Source organism: Brevibacterium sp. SIMBA_078, from assembly GCF_046534565.1.
Taxonomy (GTDB): Bacteria; Actinomycetota; Actinomycetes; order Actinomycetales; family Brevibacteriaceae; genus Brevibacterium.
In genome coordinates, this window is the sequence record NZ_JAWRYQ010000001.1 from 1,578,351 (window position 1) to 1,591,928 (window position 13,578).

11 protein-coding genes are annotated in these 13,578 nt (G+C 64.9%); 7 read left to right on the forward strand and 4 right to left on the reverse strand.

Annotated features, from left to right (window positions below; genetic code table 11):
• Positions 1–45: 45 nt before the first annotated feature.
• From SB749_RS07000 to SB749_RS07015, 4 genes are all read left to right on the forward strand, one after another.
• Positions 46–972 carry an ABC transporter permease gene (locus tag SB749_RS07000; protein ID WP_410709933.1) on the forward strand — a complete coding sequence of 309 codons (927 nt, stop codon included), beginning with the start codon at positions 46–48 and terminating at the stop codon, positions 970–972.
• Positions 973–978: 6 nt separating this feature from the next.
• Entirely contained in the window at positions 979–2,124 is a 1,146-nt protein-coding gene (locus tag SB749_RS07005) for an iron chelate uptake ABC transporter family permease subunit (protein WP_410709694.1), read from the forward strand.
• Positions 2,121–2,876: an ABC transporter ATP-binding protein gene (locus SB749_RS07010; protein WP_410709695.1), complete on the forward strand. Its 756-nt coding sequence runs from the start codon at positions 2,121–2,123 to the stop codon at positions 2,874–2,876. Before SB749_RS07005 ends, SB749_RS07010 begins: the two co-directional genes overlap by 4 nt.
• Positions 2,877–3,423: 547 nt before the next feature.
• On the forward strand, positions 3,424–4,482 hold the full coding sequence (locus SB749_RS07015; protein WP_139470389.1) for an RAP domain-containing protein: 1,059 nt from the start codon (positions 3,424–3,426) through the stop codon (positions 4,480–4,482).
• Positions 4,483–4,826: 344 nt separating this feature from the next.
• On the opposite strand, the gene SB749_RS07020 is transcribed toward SB749_RS07015, so the two are convergent.
• Positions 4,827–5,318 carry a hypothetical protein gene (locus SB749_RS07020; protein ID WP_039206203.1) on the reverse strand — a complete coding sequence of 164 codons (492 nt, stop codon included), beginning with the start codon at positions 5,316–5,318 and terminating at the stop codon, positions 4,827–4,829.
• A gap of 180 nt (positions 5,319–5,498) precedes the next feature.
• Between SB749_RS07020 and SB749_RS07025 the strand changes: the two genes are divergently transcribed.
• Entirely contained in the window at positions 5,499–7,376 is a 1,878-nt protein-coding gene (locus SB749_RS07025) for an amidohydrolase (RefSeq protein ID WP_410709696.1), read from the forward strand.
• A gap of 116 nt (positions 7,377–7,492) precedes the next feature.
• Positions 7,493–8,806, forward strand: coding sequence for an acyltransferase family protein (locus tag SB749_RS07030; RefSeq protein ID WP_410709697.1), 1,314 nt, complete (start codon positions 7,493–7,495; stop codon positions 8,804–8,806).
• 232 nt (positions 8,807–9,038) lie between these two features.
• On the opposite strand, the gene fabG is transcribed toward SB749_RS07030, so the two are convergent.
• From fabG to SB749_RS07045, 3 genes are all read right to left on the reverse strand, one after another.
• Positions 9,039–9,848, reverse strand: coding sequence for a 3-oxoacyl-ACP reductase FabG (fabG, locus tag SB749_RS07035; protein ID WP_410709698.1), 810 nt, complete (start codon positions 9,846–9,848; stop codon positions 9,039–9,041).
• A gap of 94 nt (positions 9,849–9,942) precedes the next feature.
• Complete coding sequence (locus SB749_RS07040) at positions 9,943–11,106, reverse strand: acyl-CoA dehydrogenase family protein (protein WP_410709699.1); 1,164 nt, start codon at positions 11,104–11,106, stop codon at positions 9,943–9,945.
• Between the two features lie 92 nt (positions 11,107–11,198).
• On the reverse strand, positions 11,199–12,434 hold the full coding sequence (locus SB749_RS07045) for a CaiB/BaiF CoA transferase family protein (protein WP_410709700.1): 1,236 nt from the start codon (positions 12,432–12,434) through the stop codon (positions 11,199–11,201).
• A gap of 235 nt (positions 12,435–12,669) precedes the next feature.
• Between SB749_RS07045 and SB749_RS07050 the strand changes: the two genes are divergently transcribed.
• A complete protein-coding gene (locus tag SB749_RS07050) occupies positions 12,670–13,566 on the forward strand; it encodes a LysR substrate-binding domain-containing protein (RefSeq protein ID WP_410709701.1) in 897 nt (298 codons plus the stop codon).
• Positions 13,567–13,578 lie beyond the last annotated feature (12 nt).

Sequence of the window (13,578 nt, forward strand, 5' to 3'; positions counted from 1 at the left end):
TCACGGGGGACCGCCTCGGCGAAGGCACCTCTTTTCGGATGGCCCCTGCTGTTGGGAATCGTCGGGGTCGCCATCCTCCTCGCGCTGTCGCTGTTCACCGGCGTCTACGACATCTTCGGCGGTGACAGCGGGGCCGAGATGTTCCAGATCACGCGGATCCCGCGCACGATCGCCCTCGTCCTGGCCGGCGCCGCCATGGCGATGTGCGGACTGGTCATGCAGCTGCTGACTCAGAACCGCTTCGTCGAGCCGACGACGACCGGCACCACCGAATGGGCCGGGCTCGGCCTCATGCTCACCGTCATCGTCTACCCCGACGCCTCGATCGTCGCGCGAATGGTCGGGGCGATCATCGCCGCCTTCATCGGCACCCTCGTCTTCTTCGTCTTCCTCCGCCGCGTCTCCCTGAAATCCTCGCTCATCGTGCCCATCGTCGGCATCATGCTCGGCGCCGTCGTCGGCGCCGTCTCGACATTCATCGCCGTGCAGACGGACATGCTGCAGTCGCTGGGCATCTGGTTCGCCGGCAGCTTCACGTCGATCCTGCGCGGCCAGTACGAGACCCTGTGGATCGTCGCGGCCGTCGTCGTCGCCATCTTCATCCTCGCCGACCGCTTCACCGTGGCAGGACTCGGCAAGGAGATCGCCACCAACGTCGGCCTCAACTACAACCAGATCCTGCTGCTGGGCACCGTGTTCGTGGCGATTGCGACCGGAGTGGTCACCGTGGTCGTCGGCAACCTGCCGTTCCTCGGCCTCATCGTGCCGAACATCGTCTCGCTCATGCGCGGCGACGACCTGCGCTCGAACCTGCCGTGGGTGTGTCTGCTCGGCATCGCGATCGTCACCATCTGCGACCTCATCGGCAGGATCATCGTCATGCCCTTCGAAGTGCCCGTCTCCCTCATCCTCGGCGTCGTCGGCGCGGCCGTGTTCGTCGCCCTGCTGCTGCGTCAGCGAAAGGTCGGGTGAACTCGGATGCGCGCAAACGATGAAACCGAATCGACCGGGACCGGCACCGAGGCGGCCCACCCGACCGCGGCCACCGTCGTGAACGGCGGGGATCGGTCCGGTGCGGGCGCACGGTACGGTCGGCCGCCTCGGCGAGGGTCCGCGACTGCTCAGCGGTCGTCGGGACCGCTTCCGACGAAACGGTCGCAGCGTCGCTACTGGGCGATGATCATCGTGCTGGCGGTCGCCTCGGCGGGGATCGCTCTGGGCATCCTGGCCTGGGACAATCCGATGCCGATCACCGACCCGGGGTTCTGGCTGATCGCCGAGCTGCGGCTGACGAACCTCGTCGTCATCGCCCTGGTGGCACTGTGTCAGTCGTTCGGCACGGTCGCCTTCCAGACGGTCACGAACAACCGGATCATCACCCCATCGATCATGGGATTCGAATCCCTCTACGTGGCGATCCAGACCTCAGCGATGTACTTCTTCGGCGTCACGGCGATCGTCGAACTCAAGGGACTCGTGCCCTTCATCGTCCAGCTCGTGCTCATGGTCGGGCTGTCGCTGGCGCTCTACGGGTGGCTGCTGTCGGGACGGCATTCCTCGGTGGCGCTCATGCTGCTCATCGGCGTCGTCATCGGCGGCGGACTCGGCTCGGTCGCGACATTCATGCAGCGGACGCTGACCCCGAGCGAATTCGACGTCCTCTCCGCCCGACTGTTCGGGTCGATCTCGAATTCGGATTCGAGCTACCTGCCGGTGTCGATCCCGCTGTGCGTGCTCGCCTGCCTCGGGCTCTACCTCTGCTCCTCACGCCTGAATGTGATGGCGCTGGGCCGGGACATGACGAGCAACCTCGGGCTCAACTATAAGGGCGAGCTGCTCAAGGTCCTCTTCTTCGTCTCCATCCTCATGGCGGTGTCCGTATCGATGATCGGACCCATGGTCTTCCTCGGCTTCCTCGTCGCGATGCTCGCCTACCAGTTCGCCGACACCTATGACCACAAACGCCTCTTCCCGATGGCCGCGCTCCTCGGCTTCGTCGTCCTGGGTGGGGCGTACTTCGTCATGAAGAACATCTTCTACGCCGAGGGGGTCGTGTCGATCATCATCGAGATCGTCGGCGGCGGCGCCTTCCTGCTCGTCATCCTGAGAAAGGGGCGCCTGTGATCACGCTCGAATCGGTTCGCAAATCCTACGACGACGAAGTCTCGATCGGACCCGTCGATCTGCAGATCCCTGCCGGGGGAGTCACCGCCCTGGTCGGACCGAACGGCGCTGGGAAGTCGACGCTGCTGACGATGATCGGGCGGCTGCTCGGGATGGATTCCGGTGCGATCTCGGTGGCAGGTTTCGACGTCAGCTCGACGAAGTCGAAGGATCTCGCGAAGATCGTGTCCATCCTGCGGCAGGAGAACCACTTCATCACCCGGCTGACGATCCGGCAGCTCGTCGGCTTCGGACGGTTCCCCCATTCGAAAGGTCGACTGACGACCGCCGATGAGGAGGTCATTTCGCAGGCGATCGACTTCCTCGAACTCGGTGAGCTGGAGAATCGCTTCATCGACGAACTCTCCGGCGGGCAGCGGCAGCGTGCCTATGTGGCGATGGTGCTGGCTCAGGACACCGACTACGTGCTGCTCGATGAGCCGCTGAACAACCTCGACATGAAGCGGTCTGTGCAGATGATGCAGCACCTGCGCCGGGCCGCCGCCGAGATGGGGAGGACCATCGTCATCGTCCTCCATGACATCAACTTCGCCGGTCACTACGCAGACCACATCTGTGCGGTCAAAGACGGTGCCGTCATCGAATTCGGTGCGCCCGAGGAGATCATGACCGGCGAGGTGCTCTCACGTGTCTTCGACACTCCAGTCGACGTCATCGACGGACCCCGCGGCCCCCTTGCGGTGTACTTCTGAGTCCGGGTCGGGCTCCGGGGCGTCTGACTGCGGGTGAGTTCTGCCTTTGCGCTGATGTCATGCCGCCGGCGGGGCCGGCGGAGGGTACGTTCCGGGAAGCATGGGGATGGTGAGGAGCCACTTGAGGCGACTCTCGGGCGCTCATCGCCTTTTGACCGAACCATCGAGTTCGAACCAGATGCATCGATCAGAAGGCGATGACAGATGGCCCGTAAGTCGATGACGGATAGTGCAAAAGCCGATCACCAGACTTGGGCTCCAGTGGACTGAGCGCTCACTTGCGCACCAGACACTGTGGAGTACCTTCTCATTCGGCACCTTTAGAGAATCCAGACAGTCGGCGCGTTCATAGGTTCAAATGGGCTAAACTGTCTCAGCGGTGCCCAGCATCTGCGAGTTCTCAGGGATTCGTGTGCAGAGACGTTCATCAGTGGCCTGTGGAGAATATCTCGACTCGACCGTCGTTGACTTGTGGACGACGAAACGTTGTCCACAACCTCAGCGCAAGGGGTACTAACGGCAGTTCGCTGATGCCGATACTCGCCAGATGAAGAATACGATCTATCGTGAAGAGTTCTCCGCCGCCGGCATCTCTTCCAAAACGATCAAGAGCGCGCTGGATTGTTGTCTGATTCGTCTCTGCCGCGGGGTGTACTCGGTGATCCGTGAGTGCGGAGTGAAAGACCACAGTCGGATTGCGGCATTTATCAGAGACGTCGACTGGATCAGTTTCCACGTCGGCAAAACTCCAGCCGACCTGAAGCGCGATTTCAGGTATCAGACCCAGCTCCGAGCGCTGCGCATTCAGAGTTACCGCTGGTACCGGCCAGAGGACGTGATCGTTGGCAAATCGGCGGCTGTCCTCCACGGAATACCTTTGTACAAGGACGCATCGCAAGCGATCACGGTCAGACACCCAAGGAGCAATTCGCACACTAAGGAGATTATCCGTGTGCGGGATGAGGTACCCGCAGAGGATCAGGTCCGATTCGGTCACCTTGCGGCCACCTCGGCGATCAGGACGGCCTTGGACCTCATTCGGATTTCGGGTCAACACGAAGCTTTTGCAGCACTGGAATGGGTACTGCGTCAGGCGACGGCCGATCATTTCCCTGGCTTCAATCCGAGGTCCGGGTATACAGAAAAGTTTCAGTCCGAGGCACGTCGGATCATCAAGACGGCGTTCTATCCTGCGGTTGCTCGCATGCGATCGGGCCAGGTCACCGCGCAGCGGATGGTTGATGCGATCGGGCCGTTCTCTGAGAGCCCCGCCGAGAGCAAATGCCGACTCAACCTCATCGCTTTGAACCTGACGGGGTTCGAACAGCAGATCGAAGTCCGAGACAGCCGAGGCTTCATTGCTCGAGTCGATTTTCTCAATGAACAGGCACGAACGATCCTCGCGGTCGACGGAAGTGAGAAATACGCTCTGGTGGGTCCCTCGCTGATCCGGAGGGAAGGCGAACAGCACAATCGGCTTCTCAGCTTGGGCTATAAGGTCATCCATCTGAGTTTCGACGACGTGCTCAGACTCAACGACTTTCGGGACAAGATCTTCACACAGGTGCCGGAGCTGAAGCAGATGGTCGGGAGCCCGGACGAATGATGTAAGGTTCGCGCATCGACTTTTGTGCCGGTAACCATCGGGTTTTGTACAGTCGGGTATCGAGTTTTGTGTGGCGCATCGAGTTTTATCCCGATGACCTGATCAGAAGGCGATTGTTCGCCGAAGAGGCCGCTGAGTTGCCATGGCTCGGTGCTCGGTGCTCGGTGCTCGGTGCTCGGTGAAGGCGCGGCCCAGCACCAATCGCTGCGGCGGCCTCGAGTGGCACCTGGAGGAGAACGGCGCCGATGTCCGTGACCGTCGGATCCTCTTCTCAGCTTTCCTCGATCAGGTGAGGGCGCGGAAGGCGGCTGCGGTTTCGGTCTGAGCCGACCCAGCGGTCTCCTCTATCTGTCGTCTGCCGCGACGGCCGGGCGGATCAATACCCAACGGCGCACTGCCATCACGAGTGCGGCAACCAGCCCTACGATGAGCAGTCCGTCGGCAGCAATATAGAGCAGATGCAGGGACGACCCACCCTCGTCGACACCTGCGAGCACGGCATCCGTGCGCTGATTGAGCAGCGGCCGAATGACGACGACCTTGATGATGAGCACTCCGATGAGCCCGCATGCCACACTGCGGTAGACGCGATCGACACCCGACTTCAGCAGCGCCCACAGCAGGATCACGGCGATGACGAGCTCGACCCAGTTCATCACTCCGAACACCAGCCGACCGATGCCCAGCCCCAGCGGGATCGTGATGCCGGGGGCGGTGAACTTCAGCGGTGCCTCGATGAGCGAGATGCCGATGATGAGTCCGAGCCAGATGGCGGGCAGGATGATCCGAGCGCTCGCCGCCAGCCGCGAGTCATCGGTGCTGAAGAAGTGAGTCATGCCTTCGATTCTACTCCTCGTAGAAATTCGTCTGCCGCGCCCTCACCTTCACCCACCAATTACTACCTGACGGCGGCGCAGCAACCTCGCGCGAGGTATCTGGGCCGCCGTCAGGTAGCAAGAAGGGGTGGTGGTCGGGACGCTCAGCGCCTTCGCCGGACCCGCTCTAGACTGGTGTCCATGCGTCTGTTCTCCAACGCCGTGGTGCGCACTTTCGCACCCCAAGCCGCCTCGAGTGCCCCCGACTCGAACACCCCTGCGTCGATCGCATCCGACCCGATCGGATCGAACGCAGAAACGGCCCCTGAAACGGCCCCCGATTCCGACCCGTCGCCCACCTCCGACTCCACGCAGCCGGCTCCCGACGCGATCCTCGTCGATGGGGAGACCATCGTGGCCGTCGGCACCCGGACCGAACTGCTCGACATCGCCGCCGCGCGGTCGTCGACGACGGCGGCGCTCGCCTCGGCGGGTGGGGTCGGTGCGACCACGGTCATCCCCGGACTCGAGATCGACGAAATCGACTGCGGCGGACAGGTCATCCTGCCCGGTTTCGTCGACGGCCACATCCATTCGATCATGTACGCCGACTCCCTGACCGACCTCGATCTGTCCCAGACGAAATCCCTCGCCGAGGCGGTCGCACTCATCCGCGAACGCGCCGATTCCCTCCCGGTGGGCACGTGGGTGGTCGGCTCCGGGTGGGACCTCAACAAATGGGAGGACCCGAGCTACCCGGACCGGACGCTGCTCGACGCCGAGGTCCCCGACCATCCAGTGGCGATGTGGTCACTCGATCTGCACACCTTGTGGGTCAACGCCCACGCTCTTGAGATCGCCGGAATCGACGAGGCGACCCCCGACCCTTCCGGCGGCAGCTTCGTCCGCGACGAGAACGGTCAGCTCACAGGTCTCGTACGTGAAGACGCCACCGATTTCGTCGCCCGCTTCATCCCCGAACCCAGCCGCGAGGACCAGGTCGAACGCCTCGCCGCCACCCAGCAGCTCTTCCTGTCACAGGGGCTGACCGGGATCCATGACTTCGACGGCATCGCCTCGACCTTGGGCTGGAACGACCTGCACGCGGCCGGTCGCCAGGACATGCGCGTGACCTTGTTCCTGCGTTCACCCGAAGTGCCGTGGGCGATCGAAACCGCCTGGCACACCGGTGACGGGGATGATTGGCTGCAGTGCGGCGGGCTGAAGCTGTTCTCGGACGGGGCGCTCGGCTCGCATACCTCGCACATGTCCTCAGCATTTCCCGCGATCGACGGTGAGGACGAGAACTTCGGTGTCGTGCAGATGACCGAAGACGAACTCTTCGACCAGGCTCACATCGCCACCGAGGCGGGAATCTCCGTGGCCATCCACGCCATCGGCGATCAGGCGAACCATCATGTGCTCGCTGTCTACGACCGCTTGCGGGAGACGACGAAGGCCGCGGAGGAGAAGTTCGGCCGACCCATGCGTCACCGCGTCGAACATGCCCAGTTCATCCAACCCCCCGACGTCGCCCGGTTCGCCGAGCTCGAGGTGCTCGCGTCGATGCAGCCGCGCCACTGCATCTCCGACCTGCACCTGCTCCACCTCATCGACGAGTCCGCGCAGCTGGCCGCCTATGCCTGGCCGGACCTGCTCGATGCGGGGGCGCACGTGGTCTTCGGCTCCGACGGTCCTGTCGAGCATGCGAACCCGTTCGCTGCGATCTATGCGGCGATGACCAGGGCGAACATCTCCGGTGAAGCGTCGACGACCTTCCAGCCGCACCGTCGCCTGAGCGCCGTCGAGGCCATTCGCCTGCACACTCAGGGACCGGCCTTCGCCGCCGGGCTCGAGGACCGGCGCGGATATCTGGCGCCGGGCATGGACGCCGACTTCATCATCGTCGACACCGACCCGTGCGCAGCCGAAGGGCTCGATCCCGAGGTCGCCGCGGCAGAGCGCGACGGCCTCCTCGGCTACGATTCCGAAGAAGCCCTGTTCGCCCACGCCGAGGCGATCCGCGATACCCGAGTCGCGCTCACCGTCGTCGGCGGCGAGGTGAAATACCGCGCCTGACCACGCCGAGGCGGTCGACCACCTCGGCGATGGGCGGGACCCGCACTGCCCGCTCCCTCGACCAACTGCTCCCTCGACCAACTGCTCCCTCGACCAACCGACAAGGACGTCCCCGCATGCCCCGCTCGTTTCTGGCCCAGGCCCGCAAGGTCGATGAGGCGACCCCGGACTCTCGCAGTCGCGAGGTCGACTTCCTGCGCGCCGCGGCGATCACTGTGGTCGTGCTCGGCCATTGGACGATCATCGCCGTCAGCGCCACCGGCGGCATCGAACCGCATGGTCTGCTCGACCAGGCCAGGTGGACGCACCCGCTGACCTGGGTGTTCCAGGTGATGCCGATCTTCTTCCTCGTCGGCGGCTACTCCAACGCACTGTCCTGGCGTTCGGCCAGGCGGCGGCAGACCGGCTACGCCGAATGGCTGCGGGCACGCCTGCGCCGCCTCGGCCTCCCGCTCATCCCGCTGCTGCTCGTCTGGCTGGCCACCTGCGTCATCGCCCTGGCCGCCGGCGCCGAACCCGCCGCGGTCCAACTGGCCTCCCAGATGGCACTCGTGCCGACGTGGTTCCTCGCCGCGTATGTCCTCGTCGTCATCGTCGCACCCCCGTGTCTGATCCTGTGGGAGCGATGGGGCTGGTGGTCGATCATCGCCGGCATCGGCGTCGCCGGCATCATCGACCTCATCAGCATCGTCACCGAGAGCACGCTCGCCGGCTATCCGAACTACCTGCTCGTCTGGGCGAGCTTCCATCAGTTCGGCTATGCGTGGCTCGACGGCCGACTCTCCAGCATCAGACGCTGCCTGCTGCTCTTCGTCATCGGCGCCGTCGGGCTCGGGCTCCTCGTCGGCTTCGGTCCTTACCCGGTGTCGATGATCACCGCAGGCACCGACACAATCTCGAATTCTGCCCCGACCCGCGTGACGATGGCTTTCCTGGGCATGGCTCAGGCCGGAATCGTGCTCATGCTACAGCGCCCGCTGGCCGCTTTCCTGCGCAGCCCCGGACTGTGGTTCCTCACAGTGCTCGTCAACCAGCGCATCATGACCTGGTTCCTCTGGCATCTGACCGCGCTGGCTGCCCTGGCCAACGTCCTCATCGGCCTCGACGCCGATGCCCTGCTGCCGACTCCGCTGACCGGAATCTGGTGGCTCACCCGTCCGCTGTGGGCACTCGTTCTGCTGGCGATCACCGGGGTGCTCGTGGCGATCTTCGGCCGGTTCGAAACTCCGTCCCTCGACGACCGTCCCGCCCCTCCCATGTGGATGCCGATCGCGGCCTCGGCGGCCATCTGCGCGGGCCTGGCCATTATGGCCGACACCGGAATGGTCGACGGTAACGGCGTGACCTGGATCTGGCCGCTGCTGCCGCTCATCGGCATGGTCGCCTTCGGCGTCGTCCGCCTGCCCGGCAGGCGAACCGCGAAAAGCTGACTCTCGCCGAGGCGGCCCGACCGTCAGGCTGAAACGGCCCCGCGGGGACGCAGAAAGCCAGGTGAGACACCGAACCCACCGAGCGACGACGGCCCGACGTCCCCGCGGGGACGTCGGGCCGTTTCTCACGGTGATCGGGTGATCCACCTCGGCAAAGGTGCGACGGGAACGTCGGGCCGCCTCGGCGAGGTTCGACGCAGACGTCGCCCCGCCTCGGCGAGGGTGAACTCGATCAGATGTTCCGACCTCCGGAGATCTCGGTGACGGTGCCGGTGAGGTAGCTCGACAGTCCGGAGGCGAGGAACAGCACGACGGAGGCGACTTCCTCGGGTTCGCCGGGACGGCCGAGCGGGATCTCGGCGAGCTTCGAATCGATCGCGTGCTGCGGCATGGCCGCGGTCATAGCGGTGTTGATGAAGCCGGGCTGGATCGCGTTGATGCGGATGTTCTTGAACGCGACCTCCTTGGCCACGGCCTTCGTCATGCCGACGATGCCCGCCTTCGCCGCGGAGTAGTTCGACTGTCCGGGGTTGCCGACCTTGCCGCTGATCGAAGACACGTTGATGATCGAGCCGCCGCGGTCCTGTTCGCGCATGAGCGCGGTGGCGACCTTGAGGCCGTTCCACGTGCCGCGCAGATGCACGGAGATGACGTCGTCGAACTGCTGCTCGGTCATCTTCCGGATCGTCGCGTCGCGGGTGATGCCGGCGTTGTTGACCCAGATGTCGATGCCGCCGAATGCGGTCGTGGCCGCCTCGGCGAGCTTTTCGACGGCCTCGAGGTCGGACACGTTGCACACCGCGCCCGTGGCGACGCCGTCGCCGCCGAGTTCGGCCACAGCAGCCTGCAGACTCTCTTCATTCATATCGGCGAGGACGACCTTCGCGCCGGAGTCGACGAGGCTGCGCGCCATCGCCAGGCCGAGGCCCTGTCCGCCGCCGGTGACGACGGCGACCTTGCCGCTCAGAAGGCCGGGGATGGCGGTGACTCCGCCGAGTTCGTTGATGGTGATGTCGGAGTTCGCGGGTGTGGATTCAGTCATGGGATGCCTTTCGTGCGGTGATGATCAGATGGAGCCGGACCTCGCCGAGGCGGCCCGCCGTTGTGATGATGCGTGGAGGATGCTGCCGCCGGGATCAGAGGTTGAACTGCGGTTTGTGTGCGCCACCCAGCAGCTGCTTGGCGACGACGACGCGCTGGACCTCGGAGGTGCCTTCGTAGATGCGGAAGAGGCGGGCGTGGCGGTAGAAGCGTTCGACCGCTGACTCGCGCATGTAGCCCATTCCACCCTGGATCTGCACGCCCTTGTCGGCGATGCGGGCGAGTGCTTCGGAGGCGAAGAGCTTCGCCGAGGAGGGGCCGAGCTTCCGATCGGTCTCGGCGTCCCAGCGTTGTGCGGCCGAGAGGACGAGGGCCTTGGCGGCGGCGACGTCGGTGTAGATATCGGCGAGCATCGCCTGGACGAGCTGGAATCGGGCGATCGGTTCCCCGCCCTGCTTCGCCTCGGCGGCGAAGCGGACGGATTCGTCGAGGATGCGGATCGACTGACCGACGCAGATCGCGGCGATGTGCAGGCGACCCTTGTTGAGTGAGGCCATCGCGGCGTAGAAGCCCTTCTCCTCCTCACCGCCGATGAGGTTGGCGGCCGGCACGCGCACGTCGTCGAAGAAGATCTCCGAGGTCCAGGCGCCGGCCTGACCCATCTTGTGATCGTGCGGGCCGACGGTCACGCCTTCGGACTTCGTGGGCACGAGGAAGACGGAAATGCCCTTGGACCCCGTGGCATTCGGGTCGGTGCGGGCGAAGACCATGAGGGCGTCGGATGCCTCGGCGTTGGTGATGAACCGCTTGGAGCCGTTGATGATGTAGTCATCGCCGTCGCGGGTGGCCTTCGTCCGCAGGCCCGAGGGGTCGGAACCGGCCTCGGATTCGGTGAGGGCGAAGGAGGCGACGATCTCTCCGGAGGCCAGGCGGGGCAGCCATTCGGACTTCTGCTCATCGGTGCCGTAGTTGACGAGCACCTGTCCGGCGATGCCGTTGTTCGTGCCGAAGAGAGACCGGAACGACGGGGTGGTGTAGCCGAGTTCCATGGCAAGCAGTGCGTCCTGTTCGGCATTGAGGCCGAGGCCGCCGTACTCCTCAGGCAGGGCCCAGCCGAAGAGTCCCATCTCGGCGGATTCCTTGATGATCGCCTCGGAGAAGGCGTCCTCGTCCTCGACCTGGGTCTCGAGGGGGACGACCTTCTCGCGGACGAATTCGCGGACGGCAGTGAGGATGTCGTCGAGTTCTGAGTTGTCCATTGCTGTGTCTCCTTCAGATGGATGCTGTGCAGAAGTCTGCGTGCAAGTGTCGGGATTGCGGTTCGGTCGGGATGAGTCCGAAACGGTACGATCTAGAGGCTGTCGAGCCAGGCGCGGACCTGATCGGAGTCGGCTCCGAGCTCCGGGGGAGCGAGGTCGTAGGAGACCTGCGACTTCGACAGGGTGATCGGATTGCGGACCGTCGGGATGACGCGGTCGCCGCTGCCGGTGTCCACGACCGGTTCCAGGCCGAGGCTCTTGGCGTGTTCGACGCCTTCGGCGATCGTGTTGATCGGGGCGCAGGGCAGGCCCGCCGCCGAGAGTTTGTCGAACCAAACTTGCGCGGTGTGAGCCTGCAGGGCCTCGAGAAGTTCGGGCTCAAGGGCGTCGCGGTTGGCGTTGCGGTTCTTCGCCTGGGCGAATCGTTCGTCGTCGCACCAATCGGGTCGGCCGACCACCTCGGCGAGGATCCGGAACTGGCCGTCATTGGCCGCGGCGACGATGATCTCACCGGACTTCGCGGCCATCGGCTGGTAAGGGTAGAGGCTCGGGTGGGCGTTGCCCATCCGCGTCGGATTCACCCCTGCGGCCGCGTAGGCACCGGACTGGTTGGCCAGGCCGGACATCGCCGAGGACATGAGGTTGGTTTCGACGAGCTGGCCCTCGCCGGTGAGCGTGCGGTGCTGGATCGCGGCGAGGACGCCGATCGTCGTGTGCAGACCCGTCATGACGTCGAAGACGGCGACACCGGCGCGGTACGGCGAGCCGTCGGGGCTGCCGGTGACCGACATGAAACCGGACAGCGCCTGCATGAGGAGGTCGTATCCGGGCAGTGGGTTCTGCGGCCCGAAGCCGGTCACCGAGGCATAGATGACCGTCGGGTTGGCAGCGGAGACGCTGTCGTAGTCGAGTCCGTACTTCGCCAGCCCGCCCGGTTTGAAGTTCTCGACGACGATATCGGCTTCGGCCGCGAGCTTCTGTGCGGTGGCGAGGTCATCGGGATCGGTGAAGTCGAGGACGATGTCGTACTTGTTTCGGTTGATCGACAGATAGTAGGTGGCATCCTCGTCGCGCACCGGCGGCGCCCAGTGCCGGGTGTCATCGCCTTTGGGTCCTTCGACTTTGATGACGGTGGCGCCGAGGTCGGCGAGCATCATCGTCGAGTACGGTCCGGCCAGCACGCGGGAGAAGTCGACGACGATCTGTCCCGACAGGGGACCCGAGCCGGCGCGGGGGAGGAACTCCTCGATGCGGTCGTGGGCAGGTGACCGATGGTGGTCGTGGGCAGAGCCGCTGTCGTGGGGCTCAGAAGTGGTCGACTGCTTCATCGTCGAATGTCTTCCTCTCGTCGGGCCGGCGGCGCTGCTGTGTGCTGACAGTGCTGTCAGTGGAGTCGAGCTCGGCATCCCGGGCCCGTGCTTGGGCAGTGGGCGCGTGGTCTGTCCCACTATATAGCAGGATCGGCAATAATGTACATGGATTATTATCGGAACAGGTATTGGCTGGGAAGTCGGTCGGGGTAACGGCACGGGCTCCAGCACGGATTCGGAAATGAGGCAGTCGATGGAGATTCAGCAGGTCAAAGCGTTCCTCGCCGTCGCCGAAGAGCTGCACTTCGGTCGTGCGGCCGAGCGGCTCGGAATGCTGCAGCCGCCGCTCAGCCGCACGATCCGCGCGCTCGAGGGCCACCTCGGCGTCGATCTGTTCCGACGCACGACCCGCAATGTGGCGCTGACCGCAGCGGGGGAGGCGCTGGTGGAGCCGGCGCGGAAGATGATCGAGTATCGAACCTTGGCCACCGAGGCGGTGCGCCGGGCCGCCGACGGGCAGACCGGGCACATCGAATTCGGATTCGCCCACTCCTCATCGCGCAGACTGGCCGCGGCGCTCGTGACTGCATCCACCGCGCACAAGCCGGGGGTCAGCTTCGGGCTTCACTCCGACGTCTACGCCGAGGAGGGAATCACCCGCCTCGTCGACGGCTCGCTCGACCTCGCCCTCGTGAGGTGGGCGAAGCAGCCACCCGGAGTCACAGGTCGGCCGGTGATGGTCGAGCGTCTCTCGGCAGCCCTGCCGGTGGGCCATCGTCTGGCGGGACGCGCCTCGGTGCGGGTGGACGAGCTTGCCGACGAGGATTTCATCGCTCTTCCCGAGCATCCTTCCTCGACGTTGCGGGAAGCGACGCTGCGTCTGTGCCACGAAGCGGGATTCGCACCGCGCGTAGTTCAGAGCGCGCCGGATTCGCAGACGATCGGCGCCCTGGTCGCGGCCGGCCTCGGCATCTCGATCACCTTCGACTCGGTGTCCGCCGCCACCCGTGAGGCCGGCACCGTGGCCGTGCCCCTCGACATTCCCGAGGAGCCCACGAAGCTCTACCTCGCCCACCGCACCGACCACGGAAAAGCCTCCGTGGAAGCGGTGCTCACCCTCGCCGAGGTGGTCCTGCCGACCGTGGAATGAGAGCGGTGGCGG